11 protein-coding genes are annotated in these 15,067 nt (G+C 64.6%); 7 read left to right on the forward strand and 4 right to left on the reverse strand.

Going from position 1 to position 15,067, the window contains the following annotated elements; genetic code table 11:
• Positions 1-68: 68 nt before the first annotated feature.
• A complete protein-coding gene (locus BXE_RS05600; protein ID WP_011487414.1) occupies positions 69-608 on the reverse strand; it encodes an META domain-containing protein in 540 nt (179 codons plus the stop codon).
• A 257-nt stretch (positions 609-865) separates the two neighbouring features.
• On the opposite strand from BXE_RS05600, the gene purT reads away from it, so the two are divergent.
• The 6 genes from purT to BXE_RS05630 all read left to right on the forward strand — a co-directional run bounded on the left by purT (position 866) and on the right by BXE_RS05630 (position 8,193).
• Positions 866-2,080, forward strand: a complete 1,215-nt coding sequence (purT, locus tag BXE_RS05605) for a formate-dependent phosphoribosylglycinamide formyltransferase (RefSeq protein ID WP_011487415.1) — start codon at positions 866-868, stop codon at positions 2,078-2,080.
• Positions 2,081-2,229: 149 nt separating this feature from the next.
• Complete coding sequence (locus tag BXE_RS05610) at positions 2,230-2,442, forward strand: DUF6726 family protein (protein ID WP_011487416.1); 213 nt, start codon at positions 2,230-2,232, stop codon at positions 2,440-2,442.
• A gap of 90 nt (positions 2,443-2,532) precedes the next feature.
• Positions 2,533-2,901, forward strand: a complete 369-nt coding sequence (locus BXE_RS05615) for an MliC family protein (protein WP_011487417.1) — start codon at positions 2,533-2,535, stop codon at positions 2,899-2,901.
• A gap of 255 nt (positions 2,902-3,156) precedes the next feature.
• Entirely contained in the window at positions 3,157-4,809 is a 1,653-nt protein-coding gene (locus BXE_RS05620; protein ID WP_011487418.1) for an acetolactate synthase large subunit, read from the forward strand.
• A gap of 88 nt (positions 4,810-4,897) precedes the next feature.
• Positions 4,898-6,334 carry an aldehyde dehydrogenase family protein gene (locus tag BXE_RS05625; protein WP_011487419.1) on the forward strand — a complete coding sequence of 479 codons (1,437 nt, stop codon included), beginning with the start codon at positions 4,898-4,900 and terminating at the stop codon, positions 6,332-6,334.
• A gap of 383 nt (positions 6,335-6,717) precedes the next feature.
• Complete coding sequence (locus tag BXE_RS05630) at positions 6,718-8,193, forward strand: DEAD/DEAH box helicase (RefSeq protein WP_011487421.1); 1,476 nt, start codon at positions 6,718-6,720, stop codon at positions 8,191-8,193.
• Between the two features lie 76 nt (positions 8,194-8,269).
• Here the strand turns inward: BXE_RS05630 and gluQRS are convergent, their stop codons facing one another.
• Both gluQRS and BXE_RS05640 read right to left on the reverse strand, forming a co-directional pair.
• Positions 8,270-9,160, reverse strand: a complete 891-nt coding sequence (gene gluQRS, locus BXE_RS05635) for a tRNA glutamyl-Q(34) synthetase GluQRS (protein WP_011487422.1) — start codon at positions 9,158-9,160, stop codon at positions 8,270-8,272.
• Between the two features lie 50 nt (positions 9,161-9,210).
• Complete coding sequence (locus BXE_RS05640; protein ID WP_011487423.1) at positions 9,211-10,074, reverse strand: sulfurtransferase; 864 nt, start codon at positions 10,072-10,074, stop codon at positions 9,211-9,213.
• A 341-nt stretch (positions 10,075-10,415) separates the two neighbouring features.
• Between BXE_RS05640 and dnaE the strand changes: the two genes are divergently transcribed.
• Positions 10,416-13,997, forward strand: coding sequence for a DNA polymerase III subunit alpha (dnaE, locus tag BXE_RS05645; RefSeq protein ID WP_011487424.1), 3,582 nt, complete (start codon positions 10,416-10,418; stop codon positions 13,995-13,997).
• Positions 13,998-14,089: 92 nt separating this feature from the next.
• On the opposite strand, the gene BXE_RS05650 is transcribed toward dnaE, so the two are convergent.
• Positions 14,090-14,851 carry a glycosyltransferase family 2 protein gene (locus tag BXE_RS05650; protein ID WP_011487425.1) on the reverse strand — a complete coding sequence of 254 codons (762 nt, stop codon included), beginning with the start codon at positions 14,849-14,851 and terminating at the stop codon, positions 14,090-14,092.
• Between the last annotated feature and the right edge of the window lie 216 nt (positions 14,852-15,067).

The raw sequence follows: 15,067 nt of genomic DNA on the forward strand, positions 1-15,067 counted from the left end.
GCGCGCAGGTTCGCCCATCAGCGCGCCTTGCCGCGAGGCGGGCGATCCGCGTGCTGCTCATTTCGTCCTCATCTGGTGCTGCGGTCGAAGGTCAGCGTGTCGCCGTTGTCGAGCACCAGTTGCATCTGCTGCGGCGCGCGCATTTGCACGCCGGTGCGGTCGATGTGCGTGAGCGCGTTGAGATACGCGCCTTCGATCTGCCCGCCCGGCGTCATGCACGCCATGCGCGTGCCGCCCAGCGTGCCGAAGCTCAGCTTGCCGTCTTTCAGCGCGTACGAGCCCATGTAGCGGTTGCAGCCGGAAAAGCCGCTGGCGTGCCGTTGACCGGTCGAGGTGGAAAGCGTGAGCGTGATCGGCGCGCCCTGGTCGGCGGACGGAACCGCGCGTGCGGTGCCGTCGGCCTGTTTCCACGCGCTCAGCACCCAGCTGGTGTCGTCGAGCAGCTGGGTGGCGGCGGGATTGAATGGATCGGGCGCGACGGCTTCCGAGTCGGGGTGTTTCGGGATCGCGCAGGCGCTCAACAGCGCGGCGACGCTCAACGCGGCGAAGGCGGTGCGCAGATACGGGGTGAAGCGCGCAACACGTCGCGCGGAGGAGCTTTGGAGCATGGCGTCGTTCCTCTTCAAACTGGCGAAGGCGTAAGGGTAACGCACTAAGCTCGCCGCACGCGAGAGCATTGGCGTGCCACGCGCTTATTCAGGGCCGCGGTGCGTTGTGCGCCGAGGTTGTGGGCAATCGTGCGCCGCCGCCGCCCTTGCAAGCGCGGATCGGGATGCGCCCGCGAGCAAGGTGCGGCGAGGGGTCCGCATGTTAACATCGTGTTCTACCCAATCCCACCCTCATCCGACTTTTATCTGGAGACCCCATGCAGATCGGCCAACGGATCGGCACGCCCCTTTCTGAATCCGCCACGCGTGTCATGCTGCTCGGCGCCGGCGAGCTCGGCAAGGAAGTGATCATCGCGCTGCAGCGGCTGGGCGTCGAAGTGATCGCCGTCGACCGTTACCCGAATGCGCCTGGCCACCAGGTGGCGCACCGCGCGCACGTGATCGACATGACCGATCGCGCCGCGCTGCGCGCGCTGGTGGAACAGGAGCGGCCGCATCTGATCGTCCCCGAGATCGAGGCGATCGCGACGGACGAACTCGCCGCCATCGAAAGCGCCGGTCTCGCCGAAGTGATCCCGACCGCGCGCGCCACGCAGCTCACCATGAACCGCGAAGGCATCCGCCGTCTCGCCGCTGAGGAACTCGGCCTGCCGACCTCGCCGTACGCGTTCGCCGATTCGCTCGACGAACTGCGCGCGGGCATCGCCAAAGTCGGCTATCCGTGCGTGGTGAAGCCGGTCATGTCGTCATCGGGCAAGGGCCAGTCGGTGCTGCGCGGCGACGCCGACGTCGAACCCGCATGGCAATACGCGATGGCCGGCGGCCGCGTGAATCACGGCCGTGTGATCGTCGAAGGCTTCATCGACTTCGAATACGAAATCACGCAATTGACTGTGCGCGCGATCAACCCCGCGAGCGGCGAGGTCAGCACGTATTTCTGCGACCCGATCGGCCACGTGCAGGTGGCGGGCGACTACGTGGAATCGTGGCAGCCACAGCCCATGAGCCCGCTCGCGCTCGAACGTTCGCGTGAAGTGGCGCACAAGGTGACGGCCGCGCTCGGCGGGCGCGGCCTGTTCGGCGTGGAACTTTTCGTGCGCGGCGATGACGTATGGTTTTCGGAAGTGAGTCCGCGTCCGCACGACACTGGTCTTGTCACGCTGTGCTCGCAACGCTTTTCGGAATTCGAACTGCACGCGCGCGCGATCCTCGGTTTGCCGGTGGATACGTCGCTGCGGGCGCCGGGTGCGTCGGCGGTGATTTATGGCGGGCTCGACGAGGCCGGCATTGCGTTCGAAGGCGTGGCCGCGGCGTTGGCGGTGCCGAACGCGGACCTGCGCCTGTTCGGCAAGCCGGAGAGCTTCGTCAAGCGCCGCATGGGCGTGGCGCTCGCCACCGGCGAGACCACCGACGAAGCCCGCTCGCGCGCGAAGCAGGCTGCGGCGGCGGTGCGGCCGGTGTCGGCGAAATAAGTTGGCGAAATGAGCCGGCGAGATGCACGGGAAGCGCCGTGACGAACGGCCACGCGTTGCCTGTCCCGCGCGCCCGGCATAATCGCCGCGCGCAATCCGGCTGATCGAGCTCGTCGGGCTCATTGAAGCTCATTGAAGTAGAGGTACGTATGGCGCTGGAAATCCGCAACGACATGTGGCGCGGTTTGGCCCGCCGTCTCGGCGCACTCGGCGTGCTGTTCGCGCTGTGTGCCGGGTTGACGGGATGCGGCCTCGCGGCCGCGCCGTGCCGGGTCGCTTCGGCCGGTTTGAAAATCGTGCCGCTGGTCGGGCACGTGGCCGCCGCGCCGACCGATGCATGCGCCGACGTGATCGATCCATGATCGATCCGTCGTCCGTCCCGGGCCGCGGCCCGAGGCGCGACATGCCGCGCGCCGTCCGTGTTTGACTGGTAGCAACGATCGAGGCATCTCATGAAGAAATGGCGGGTTGCGGTAATCACGGCGGCAGGTTTCGCGGCGCTATACGGCAGTGCGTGCGCCGCGCCGTTGCAGTTCTCGGAGATTCAGGCCAAAAACCGTCAGACGCACAAATACACCTGTGCAACCGGCAAGATCCTGCAGGTCACTTACTGGAACACGGCGAACGGCCAGAGCTTCGCGCTCGTGCCGGTGAAGGGCAAGCAGATGCTGTTCGTCAACACCCTGTCGGCTTCCGGCGCGAAATATCAGGCCGGCAGCTACACCTGGTGGACCAAGGGGCCGCGCGCCGACCTGTACGACGCAATGGACGGCGAAAACGCACCGCCCATGCTGTCGGACTGCGTGACCATCAATCGCTGAGCGCGATGCGGCGGCTCTTCCCATCTGTGCCGCCGCCCGTGCCATCACACTTCTGCCGCGCGGCACCGGCCGCCCGCGCACATCATTTCCGTTCGAGTAGTAAGCTGTCGCGCATGGCATTCGCCGCGCGCTCGCGTGATGCCATGCAGCCATGCCGGGCGGCGTCCGCGTGGCTGTCGTCGTCTTCGATCGTCCGTTTCCGGACCCCGGCGCCGGGGTTGCGGCCCGCGTCCGTATCATCAAGCGAGACCCTCAATGAAAGCATCGGACCTGTTCGTCAAATCGCTGGAAGCCGAAGGTGTCGAGTATGTGTTCGGCATTCCCGGTGAAGAAAACCTAGATCTGCTCGAATCGCTGCGCCGCTCGAAAATCCGTCTGATCCTCACGCGCCACGAACAGGCGGCCGGTTTCATGGCCGCCACGTACGGGCGTCTTACCGGCCGCATCGGCGTATGTCTGGCCACGCTCGGCCCGGGCGCGACCAACCTCGTGACCGCCGCGGCGTACGCGCAACTGGGCGGCATGCCGATGCTGATGGTCACCGGGCAAAAGCCGATCAAGTCGAGCAAGCAAGGGCATTTCCAGATCGTCGACGTGGTGCGCATGATGGAGCCGCTCACCAAATACACGCGGCAGATCGTGTCGGTCGCCAATATTCCTGCGGCGGTGCGCGAGGCGGCCCGGCAGGCGGAAGAAGAACGGCCCGGCGCCACGCACCTCGAATTGCCTGAAGACGTGGCGCACGAAGAGGGCGATGGCAAGCCGATTCCGAAGAGCTACAGCCGCCGCCCCGTCGCCGAGGAAAAAGCCGTGGCGCGCGCGGTCGAGGCGATCACCGGCGCGAAGCATCCGTTACTGATGATCGGCGCGGGCGGCAATCGCAAGACCACCACGAAGATGCTGCGCGAGTTCGTCGACCAGATCGGCATTCCGTTTTTCACCACGCAGATGGGCAAAGGCGTGATCGACGAATCGCATCCCATGTGGCTGGGCAATGCGACGCTGTCCGACGGCGACTTCGTGCACCGCGCGATCGACCACGCGGACTGCATCATCAATGTCGGTCACGACGTGATCGAGAAGCCGCCGTTTTTCATGCGCAGCGGCGACGCGGGCGAGAAGACGGTGATTCACGTCAACTTCCTCGGCGCGGAAGTCGATACGGTCTACTTCCCGCAGATCGAAGTGGTGGGCGATATCGCCAACGCCGTGTGGCAGCTCAAGGAAAGTCTCAAGCAGCGGCAGGAGCATTGGGACTTCACGCGCTTCAAGGAAATCAAGGAGCACTTCGAGGCGCATCTGGTCAAAGGCCAGCACGACGACCGCTTTCCCATGTACCCGGTGCGGATCGTCAACGACGTGTACGAGACCACGCCGGTGGACGGTATCGTGTGTCTGGACAACGGCATGTACAAGATCTGGTTCGCCCGCTACTACCGCGCGCACGAACCGAATTCGCTGCTGCTCGACAACGCGTTGGCGTCGATGGGCGCGGGTCTGCCGTCCGCGATCGCCACCAAGATCGTGCACCCGGACCGCAAGGTCATGGCCGTATGCGGCGACGGCGGTTTCATGATGAATTCGCAGGAACTCGAAACGGCGGTGCGGCTGAGGCTGGATCTGGTGATCCTGATTTTGCGCGACGACGCGTTCGGCATGATCCGCTGGAAGCAGGAAAACATGAATTTCCCCGACTACGGCATGACGCTCAGCAATCCGGATTTCGTCGCTTACGCGCAGAGCTACGGGGCGAAAGGTCACCGTATCGAAACGGCGGCGGAGTTCGCGCCGTTGCTGCGTGAATGTTTCGCGACGCCCGGCGTGCATGTGATCGACCTGCCAATCGACTATTCGGACAACGAACGCGTGCTGAATCGCGAGATCAAGCGGCTTTCGGCGCAATTGTGAACGGCAGATGTGTGGCAATGAACGGCCGCGGGGCATGGCCCCGGCTGGCAGTCCTGCTTCGGCAGGCATCGGATCAAGGAGACGTGTCATGTTGCAAAAGACTTACCCGTACTACCTCGCCAACGTTGCGGTGGCCGCCAACACCGATCTCGAAGTCACCGATAAATTCAGCGGCGAGGTCGCCACGCGTGTCGCGATGGCCGACGCCGCCGCGATCGATCAGGCGATCGGCCATGCCGTCGACGCCATGCCGGCCTTGCGCGCTTTCCCGCCGTTCAAGCGCCAGGCGGTGCTCGAACATTGCGTGAAGCGCTTTCGCGAACGCTACGACGAACTGGCGCTCGCGCTGTGCATTGAAGCCGGCAAGCCGATCAACGACTCGAAAGGCGAGGTCACGCGGCTGATCGATACGTTCAAGGTGGCAGCGGAGGAAGCGGTGCGCATCGACGGGGAGATCGTCAATCTGGAGATTTCGCCGCGCGCCAAGGGCTATCACGGCTACGTGAAGCGGGTGCCGATCGGCCCGTGTTCGTTTATTTCGCCGTTCAATTTTCCGCTGAACCTGACTGCGCACAAGGTCGCGCCGGCCATCGCGGCCGGCGTGCCGTTCGTGTTGAAGCCGGCGAGCCGCACGCCGGTCGGCGCGCTCATCATGGGCGAGATTCTCGCGGAAACCGACCTGCCGAAGGGCGCATTCTCGATTCTGCCCGCCCATCGCGACGGCGCCGATCTGTTCACCACCGACGAGCGCTTCAAATTGCTGTCCTTCACCGGCTCGCCCGCGGTGGGCTGGGAACTGAAGAAGAAGGCAGGCAAGAAAAAGGTGATTCTGGAATTGGGCGGCAACGCGGCGGCGATCGTCGACGGCGATCAGGGCGAGAAGCTCGACTATGTGGTTGACCGGCTCGCGTTCGGCGCGTTCTACCAGTCGGGACAGAGCTGCATCGGCGTGCAGCGGATTCTGGTGCACGCCAAGGTCTATGATGCGTTGCGCGAGAAGCTGATCGCCAGAACGAAGTCGCTGGTGATGGGCGATCCGAAAGACGAAAAGACCTTTGTCGGGCCGATGATCTCGGAATCGGAGTCCAGACGCCTTGCCGGCTGGATGGAAAGCGCGGTGCAGGCGGGCGCGAAAATCGTCGCGGGCGGCAAGGTGGAGGGCGCGATGTTCGAGGCCACGCTGCTCGAAGGCGTGCAGCGCGACACGGATCTATACCGCAAGGAAGCCTTCGGGCCGGTGGCGATTCTGGAGCGTTTCGACGATTTCGGCGCTGCGCTTGCGACCGTCAACGACAGCGACTTCGGCCTGCAAGCGGGCGTGTTCACGGATTCGCTCGCGCATGCGCATCGCGCGTGGGACGAGCTCGAAGTGGGCGGCGTGGTGATCAACGACGTGCCGTCGTTCCGGGTCGACAACATGCCGTATGGCGGCGTGAAGGATTCCGGGCTGGGGCGTGAAGGCGTTCGCTACGCGATCGAAGACATGACCGAGATGCGCCTGATGGTGATGCGTGAGACGTGGTGAAAGCCGCGGGCAGGCACCGTGTTGTCACGCCACTGTCGTGTCCGCGAACTACGCTGCGAGCGAAGCGCGCCAATGCCCGCGGGTGCTTTGCGGCGGCTCGCCGGCCGGTGCCGGCCGGTGCCGGGAGTGCCGGCGCCCGGCTTTCGCCGGCGTAAGCAGAAAGCCGGCACGAGCGCCATGAGTGTTTTTGCTGAAGTGCTACAATACCGGCCTTTCCGGCGGGTGTTTCCGCCGGCCGGAGCCGGCCGCATTTTTTCCCGCAATACTCGCAATACTAACGGGTCCCGTGCGGAACGCCGTGGCTCCGCCTTCATCACAATGCCCTCTGCGGTTCCGACCGCTGCCGCGCGCACGCGCCAAGCGCATTTTTAGCGAAAGCCACCATGTCCGACACACCCGTCACGCCCAGCACTTCGACTTTTGATCAATTCGGCCTCGCGCCCGACATCCTGAAAGCCGTCAAAGAGTCGGGCTACACCATCCCCACGCCGATCCAGGAGCAGGCGATTCCCGTCGTGCTGGCCGGCCGTGACATGATGGGCGCCGCGCAAACCGGCACCGGCAAGACCGCGAGCTTCTCGCTGCCGATCATCCAGCGCCTGCTGCCGCAGGCGAGCACGAGCGCTTCGCCCGCCCGCCATCCGGTGCGCGCGCTGATCCTCACGCCGACCCGCGAGTTGGCCGACCAGGTCGCCGCGAACGTGCAGGCCTATGCGAAGCACACGGCGCTGCGCAGCGCCGTGGTGTTCGGCGGGGTGGATATGAATCCGCAATCCGAGCAACTGCGCCGCGGCGTCGAGATTCTGATCGCCACGCCGGGCCGCCTGCTCGATCATGTGCAGCAGAAAACCGCCAACCTGGGCCAGGTGCAGATTCTCGTGCTCGACGAAGCCGACCGCATGCTCGACATGGGTTTCCTGCCGGATCTGCAGCGCATTCTGAACCTGCTGCCGAAAGAACGTCAGACGCTGCTGTTTTCGGCCACCTTCTCGGGCGAAATCAAGAAGCTCGCCGCCACCTATCTGCGCGACCCGCAGACTATCGAAGTCGCGCGCAGCAATTCGACTGCGACCAACGTGAGGCAGATCGTCTATGAAGTCGCCGAGGGCGACAAGACCGGCGCGGTCGTGCAACTGATTCGCGAGCGCGGCCTCAAGCAGGTTATCGTGTTCTGCAACAGCAAGATCGGCGCGAGCCGTCTCTCGCGCAGCCTGGAGCGCGACGGCGTGATCGCGACCGCGATTCACGGCGACCGCTCGCAGAATGAACGGATGCAGGCGCTCGACGCGTTCAAGCGCGGCGAGATCGAAGCGCTGGTGGCAACAGATGTCGCCGCGCGCGGCCTGGATATCGCCGAACTGCCGGCGGTGATCAACTTCGATCTGCCCTTCAACGCGGAAGACTACGTGCATCGGATCGGCCGTACCGGCCGCGCGGGCGCCTCGGGCGACGCGTTGTCGCTGTGCAGCCCGAACGAGCGCAAGCAGCTTGCCGATATCGAAAAGCTGATCAAGCGCCCGCTGGAGGTGCAGCGCCTGACGGTGGAAGCGCCGGTGCGGCATCACCATGAAGAGCGCGCGCCGCGGCGCGAGCGTAGCAGCGAGGGGCGCGAAGATCGGGGCGGCCGCCGCCGCTCGGGCGCTTCGTCGTCGGGTTCGTTCGACCGGCCGCATCATCATCGCGCGCAGCCTGTGGATGATTTCTTCCTGAAGCCTTATGAGCCGTCGCCTGCTTCGGTGCGCAAGGTCGAGGAGGCCGACGCGGCTTCGGCCGCGCCGCAGAAGCCGGCTTCCAAGCAGCCGTTGGCAGCGCTGTTGGGCGGGTTCGGCATGCCGAGAAAGTCGCCTTCGTCTTCCTGATGGGGGTGTGTCGGCGCAGCCAGTCTGCGCGACGCACGCCGCGCACGGCGAGATCGCTTTCAGACGCGAATCGCGTTTAATCCGCTGCTAATCCCATTCGTTTTGCCCATGCCACCGTGGCGGCAGCATAAAAGCCGGCGAGCGTCGTATGGGCCGCGGCGCTCTGCAAGTCGAGCCCGAGATGCCGTGCCGCCGCGCTAAGCGCCTCTAGCGGCTTATCCTTGTCCAGCGCCGTGGCGCCATTCTGCTTGCTGAGTTTTTCGCCGTGGTCGTTCGTGACCACGGGCACATGCAGATACTCGGGCGTCGGCACGCCCAGGCAGCGCTGCAGATAGATCTGCCGTGCCGTCGAATCCATCAGATCCGCGCCGCGCACGATGTGCGTGATGCCCGCGTCCGCGTCGTCGACGACCACCGCCAGTTGATACGCCCACTGGTCGTCCGCGCGCTTCAGCACGAAATCGCCGACTTCCGTTGCCAGGTTTTGCGTCTGCCTGCCTTGCCAGCGGTCCTCGAACGTGATGATCGCGGCGTCGCCATCGGGCACGCGCAGGCGCCATGCGCGTGCCGGCTTGCCGTGCAGGCCGGCGCGGCAGGTGCCGGGATAGGCGAGGGTGGTGTTGCGCGCATGCGCATGCAGCAGCGAGTCGGCAATCTCCTTGCGCGTGCAGCCGCATGGATAGATCAGGCCGGCGGCCTTCAATTGCTCCAGCGCCTGCTCGTAACGCGCGAGGCGCGTGCTTTGCCAGACAGGCGGTTCATCCGCGCGCATGCCGAAGCGTTCGAGGGTGGCGAGAATGTCTTCGGCGGCGCCCGGCACTGTACGCGGGCGGTCGATGTCCTCGATGCGAACGAGCCATGCGCCCCGATGCGCACGCGCGTCCAGCCAGCTTGCGAGCGCGCTGACCAGCGAGCCGAAATGCAGCGGACCGGTGGGTGATGGCGCGAAGCGTCCGCGGTAGGTCATGGTGGCCTCTGCCGGCAAGCCGCGTTCCGATTGCGCTCGCTGCGCCGCCATCACGCGGCGCGCGCCGCCTTGCTGTCCGGGTGACACTCCGGACACGTCTTGCCCGCCACGTACAGCGGCGATTGTTGCGCTTCCGGCGTGACCACGGCCCGGCAGCCGAAGCATTGCGTGGTCTTGCTAGGCTCCAGTTGCGGATTGAGCGCGGTGCGGTAGTCGAACACGAAGCAGTCGCCGTGATAATGCGCGCCGCCCACTTCCTCGAAATACTTCAGAATGCCGCCCTCGAGCTGGTACACGTTTTCGATGCCGACGTCCTTCATGTGGATCGCGGCCTTCTCGCAGCGAATGCCGCCCGTGCAGAACGACACGATCGTCTTGCCTTCCAGATCGGCGCGATTCTGCTCGATCACCTCGGGGAATTCGCTGAATTTGGTAATGCGGTAGTCGAGCGCATTGTCGAACGTGCCGACGTCGACTTCGAACGCATTGCGCGTGTCGAGCATCACCACGGGGCGGCCTTCGTCGTCGTGACCGCGGTCCAGCCAGCTTTTCAGCGTGGGCGCGTCGACGAACGGCGCGCGGCCGAGTTCCGGCCGGATGGCCGGCTTTTTCATCGTGATGATTTCGCGCTTGAGCTTGACCAGCATGCGGGTGAACGGCTGCTTGTCCGACAGGCTTTCCTTGAACTGCAGATCGGCGAACTTGCCCTCGAACAGTGCGTCGTGACGGATGTAGTGGATGAACGCGTCGGTGTTCTCGCGCGTGCCGGCGACGAACAGGTTGATGCCTTCCGGCGCGAGCAGAACGGTGCCCTTCAGGCCCAGCGCATTGCAGCGTTCCGTGACGAACGGGCGCCATGCGGCGGTGTCTTCGATAGTTGCAAATTGATACGAAGAGAGGTTGACGATACTCATAAGTGTCCAGCGGTAAGAGGTGGCCGGCGGGTGGCCGGCGTTGCGGAAAACGGGGCGCATCGGGCTCCCGCCTTCAGCCGCCATGCGGCGCGGCCACGTCGAATAGGGCGAAACCCGTATTATCCCTCAACCCGGCGCTTTCCCCGACCTGGCCGAATGGCCAGCGGGTTGCGGTAGCGCAAATCGTCGGCGAACTTGCCGCCTATCCGCGCCGTCCGAACCGCCGTCCGTATGGTCCGCCGCCCGGGAAGCGCCGGTGCGCGCGGCTCGCGCGGCGGTGTCCTAAGCCGGTCGGCCAACGCGCGGTTCTGGCCTGAAATCTCCGGAAGGGTGGAGTTACAATGTCGCCCATGTCAGATCCTCGCTTCGTTCATCTTCGCGTTCACTCCGAATTCTCGATTGCCGATGGCATCGTGCGTCTTGACGACGTCGTCAAGGCCGCTGCCAAAGACGGCCAGGGCGCGCTCGCCCTCACCGATCTCGGCAACGCCTTCGGCCTCGTCCGTTTCTACAAGGAAGCTCGCGGCAAAGGGGTCAAGCCCATTGCCGGCTGCGACGTCTGGATCACCAATCCGGACGACCGCGAAAAGCCCTCCCGTTTGCTGCTGCTCGTCAAAGACCGGCGCGGCTACCTGAATCTGTGCGAACTGCTCAGCAAGGCGTCGCTCACGAATCAGTATCGCGGCCGCGCGGAAATCGAGGCCGGCTGGCTCGAATCCGGTCTGGGCGAAGGGCTGCTTGCATTGTCCGGCGCGCAGCAGGGCGATATTGGCCTCGCGCTCGCGGCGGGTAACGAAGAAGCGGCAAAACGCAATGCACTGCATTGGGCGAAGGTGTTTCCGGGCGGTTTTTATATCGAGGTGCAACGCTGCGGGCAGCCGGGCGGCGAGCACTACGTGCAGCAGGCGGTCGCGCTTGCGGCGTCGCTGAAATTGCCGGTGGTTGCCACGCATCCCATGCAGTTCATGACGCCGGACGACTTCACCGCGCACGAAGCGCGCGTGTGTATTTCCGAAGGCGACATTCTGGCCAATCCGCGCCGCTCGAAGCGCTTTACGCCCGAGCAGTACTTCCGCACGCAGGAAGAAATGGCCGCGCTGTTCGCGGACATTCCGTCGGCGCTCACGAACTCGGTGGAAATCGCCAAGCGCTGCAACCTTACGTTGGAACTCGGCAAGCCCAAGCTGCCGCTCTTCCCAACGCCCGACGGCATGTCGCTCGACGACTACCTCGTGCATCTGTCGAAAGAGGGTCTGGAAAAGCGCCTCGAGCAGTTGTATCCGGACGAGGCCGAGCGTGCCGCACAGCGCGCGACGTATTACGAACGCCTCGAATTCGAGTGCGGCACGATCATCAAGATGGGCTTTCCCGGCTACTTCCTGATCGTGGCGGACTTCATCAACTGGGCGAAGAACAACGGCGTGCCGGTCGGTCCGGGCCGCGGCTCGGGCGCGGGTTCACTGGTCGCGTACGCGCTCGGCGTGACCGACCTCGATCCGCTGCGCTACAACCTGCTGTTCGAACGTTTCCTGAATCCGGAGCGGGTGTCCATGCCCGACTTCGACATCGACTTCTGCCAGCACGGCCGTGATCGCGTGATCCAGTACGTGAAGGAAAAGTACGGTGCGGACGCCGTGTCGCAGATCGCCACGTTCGGCACGATGGCGGCGAAGGCGGCGGTGCGCGACATCGGCCGGGTGCTCGATCTCGGCTACATGTTCACGGACGGCATCGCCAAGCTGATTCCGTTCAAGCCGGGCAAGCACGTCACGATCGCAGACGCGATGAAGGAAGAGCCGCTCCTGCAGGAGCGTTTCGACAACGAAGACGAAGTGCATCAGCTGCTCGAACTCGCGCAGCGCGTGGAAGGGCTGACGCGGAACGTCGGCATGCACGCGGGCGGTGTGCTGATCGCACCCGGCAAGCTGACCGATTTCTGCCCGCTGTACACGCAGGGCGACGAAAGCGGCGTCGTGAGCCAGTACGACAAGGACGACGTCGAAGCCGTCGGCCTCGTGAAGTTCGACTTTTTGGGTCTCACCACGCTGACGATTCTCGACTGGGCCGAGCGCTATATCCGGCGCCTCGATCCGTCGAAACAGGACTGGTCGCTCGCGCAGGTGCCGCTGGACGACCCGGCGTCGTTCTCGATCCTGAAGAAAGCGAATACGGTCGCCGTGTTCCAGCTGGAAAGCCGCGGCATGCAGGGCATGCTGAAAGACGCGCAGCCTGACCGCTTCGAGGACATCATCGCGCTGGTCGCGTTGTACCGTCCGGGCCCAATGGACCTGATCCCGAGCTTCTGCGCGCGTAAGCACGGCCGCGAAGTGGTCGAGTATCCGGATCCGCGCGTCGAACCTGTTCTGAAAGAGACCTACGGCATCATGGTCTACCAGGAACAGGTGATGCAGATGGCGCAGATCATCGGCGGCTATTCGCTCGGCGGCGCCGACTTGCTGCGCCGCGCGATGGGTAAGAAGAAGGCCGAGGAAATGGCCCAGCATCGCGAGCTGTTCCGCCAGGGCGCCGCGAAAAACGGGCTGACCGGCGAGAAGGCCGACGAAATCTTCGACTTGATGGAGAAGTTCGCGGGCTACGGCTTCAACAAGTCGCACGCGGCCGCGTATGCGCTGCTCGCGTACTACACCGCATGGCTGAAGGCGCACCATCCCGCGGAATTCATGGCGGCGAATATGTCGCTCGCTATGGACGACACGGACAAGGTCAAGATCCTGTTCGAAGACTGCCTCGTGAACAAGATGGCGGTGCTGCCGCCGGACGTCAATCTGTCCGCGTACCGCTTCGAGCCGGTGGCCGAGCCTGACGGCAAGCGTTCGCGAACGATCCGTTACGGCCTCGGTGCAATCAAGGGCAGCGGCCAGAACGCGATCGAAGAAATCCTGCGCGCGCGCGAGGAAGGCCCGTTCATCGACATCTTCGATTTCTGCAACCGGGTCGACCGCCGCATCGTCAATCGCCGTACGGTCGAAGCCTTGATCCGCGCCGGCGCTTTCGACAGCTTGCATGCGAATCGCGCGCAACTGATCGCTTCGGTCTCGCTCGCAATGGAAGCCGCCGAGCAGGCGAGCGCCAACGCGCTGCAAGCGGGCCTGTTCGACATGGGCGACGCGCCGTCGCAAGGTCACGAACTGGTCGATGAGCCGGAGTGGCCGGAAAAGAAAAAGCTGCAGGAAGAGAAGGCCGCACTCGGCTTCTACCTGTCGGGCCATCTGTTCGACGCCTATAAGGACGAAGTGCGCCGCTTCGTGCGCCAGAAGATCGGCGAGCTGAAGGAAGGGCGCGACAAGCTGGTCGCAGGCGTGATCGCCTCGCTGCGCACGCAGATGACCCAGCGCGGCAAGATGCTGATCGCGCTGCTCGACGACGGCACCGGCCAGTGCGAAGTCACGGTTTTCAACGAGACGTTCGAAGCGCACAAGCAACTGTTCAAGGAAGACGAACTGCTGGTCGTGCAAGGTCAGGCGCGTAACGACGCGTTCACGGGCGGCATCCGTTTCACGGTCGACACGGTCATGGATCTCGGCCGCGCGCGCTGCCGTTATGCGGAGGCCGTGAAGGTGCAGATGAACGGCAATGCGGACGCGCTGGCCTTGCGTCGTGTGCTCGAAGCGCATAGCGCGGGCAAGGACGAACCGCAGGCGGCAGCGGCGCCGGCGGCTTCATCGCGTGGCGGAAACGGCGGGGGCAACGGTGGTGGCCGTAACGGAGGCGGCTATGGCGGCGGTGGCCAGCGTCAGACGGTGCAGATCCCGAACGGGCTTGCCGTGCAGGTGGTTTATCGTAGCCAGAATGCCGAAGGTGAAATGCGTCTGGGCGACGCATGGCGCGTGAAGCCGACCGACGAACTACTCGCGGCGCTGCGCGGCGAGTTTGCCGGAAGCTCGATCGAGATCGTTTATTGACGTTGCGGGTTTGTCCGCGCCGTTGGCGCGGACAAACCCGAGCCGACAACCTGCCTGTCATTCAGGCATTAGGCATCCACGCATTCAGGCATTCAGCGCCGCGCCTTCTCTCCCAGGCGCGCCAGCTTCAAAAACCGGTAATACACCGTCTCCGCATTGAACACCGCGATCATGAAACCGGCGCGGCCGTCCAGAAAACCACGCCGCAGCACATAAGTCCGCACGAACGCCCACGCGCCGCGTCCGAGCGCCTTGCCGAAGCTGCCTCGCTGACCCGCCGCGTGACGTTGCTGGGCGCCCGCTGTCGAATAGGCGTCGAGCTTGCGCAACACGCCTTCGAAGTCCTCGTACGAGTAGTGCATCAGCTTGCCGGCGAGGCGTTGCGCCGGCGTGTCGAACACCAGCCGTTCGTGAACCAGGTCGTCGGAGAAACGCGCGGCGCCGCGTTTGAAGAGGCGTGGAATCCAGTCCGGATACCAGCCGCTGTGATGGATCCAGTGCCCGCAAAAGCTCGACAACCGATCCACCGCATAAACTTCGGCGGCGGGGGCGGCCAGCGCGGCGCGGATCGCAGACGCGAGTTCCGGCGAGACGATTTCGTCGGCGTCGAGCGAAAGAATCCAGTTGGTGCCGAGCGCGTCCACCGCGCGATTCTTTTGCGGGCCGAAGCCCGGCCAGTCGGTCTGTTCGATTACGCGCGCGCCGTGCGAGCGGGCAATGTCCGCGGTGCCGTCGGTGCTGCCGCCGTCGATTACCACGATCTGATCGGCGAAGGCCACGGCTTGCAGGCATTCAGCCAGCCGCGCCGCCGCGTTTTTAGTGATGATGGCGACGCCGAGGGTGGTTTCTTGCATACCTGAATAGCGTGGAGGGCAAAATGACGGAATGCTTCGCGCCAGCGGCCGGCGCCGGGCGCATTGCAGACGCGCGATGGCGCAAGCGAATCCGCACAAACGAATCTGCACAAGCGAGTTGCACAAGTATACACAGCCGATCCCCAACCGCCGACGCCCATCCCCAACCGTTTACAATGGCTCTTTTTTGATATTCCGCACGGCATGCATTCCGTC

Origin of the sequence: Paraburkholderia xenovorans LB400 (assembly GCF_000013645.1) — a bacterium.
Classification (GTDB): Bacteria; Pseudomonadota; Gammaproteobacteria; order Burkholderiales; family Burkholderiaceae; genus Paraburkholderia; species Paraburkholderia xenovorans.

Bases quoted from the DNA above. Each gene is read 5' to 3' on its own strand.
- BXE_RS05600 (WP_011487414.1), bottom strand. From the start codon at position 608: ATGCTCCAAAGCTCCTCCGCGCGACGTGTTGCGCGCTTCACCCCGTAT.
- purT (WP_011487415.1), top strand. From the start codon at position 866: ATGCAGATCGGCCAACGGATCGGCACGCCCCTTTCTGAATCCGCCACG.
- BXE_RS05610 (WP_011487416.1), top strand. From the start codon at position 2,230: ATGGCGCTGGAAATCCGCAACGACATGTGGCGCGGTTTGGCCCGCCGT.
- BXE_RS05615 (WP_011487417.1), top strand. From the start codon at position 2,533: ATGAAGAAATGGCGGGTTGCGGTAATCACGGCGGCAGGTTTCGCGGCG.
- BXE_RS05620 (WP_011487418.1), top strand. From the start codon at position 3,157: ATGAAAGCATCGGACCTGTTCGTCAAATCGCTGGAAGCCGAAGGTGTC.
- BXE_RS05625 (WP_011487419.1), top strand. From the start codon at position 4,898: ATGTTGCAAAAGACTTACCCGTACTACCTCGCCAACGTTGCGGTGGCC.
- BXE_RS05630 (WP_011487421.1), top strand. From the start codon at position 6,718: ATGTCCGACACACCCGTCACGCCCAGCACTTCGACTTTTGATCAATTC.
- gluQRS (WP_011487422.1), bottom strand. From the start codon at position 9,160: ATGACCTACCGCGGACGCTTCGCGCCATCACCCACCGGTCCGCTGCAT.
- BXE_RS05640 (WP_011487423.1), bottom strand. From the start codon at position 10,074: ATGAGTATCGTCAACCTCTCTTCGTATCAATTTGCAACTATCGAAGAC.
- dnaE (WP_011487424.1), top strand. From the start codon at position 10,416: ATGTCGCCCATGTCAGATCCTCGCTTCGTTCATCTTCGCGTTCACTCC.
- BXE_RS05650 (WP_011487425.1), bottom strand. From the start codon at position 14,851: ATGCAAGAAACCACCCTCGGCGTCGCCATCATCACTAAAAACGCGGCG.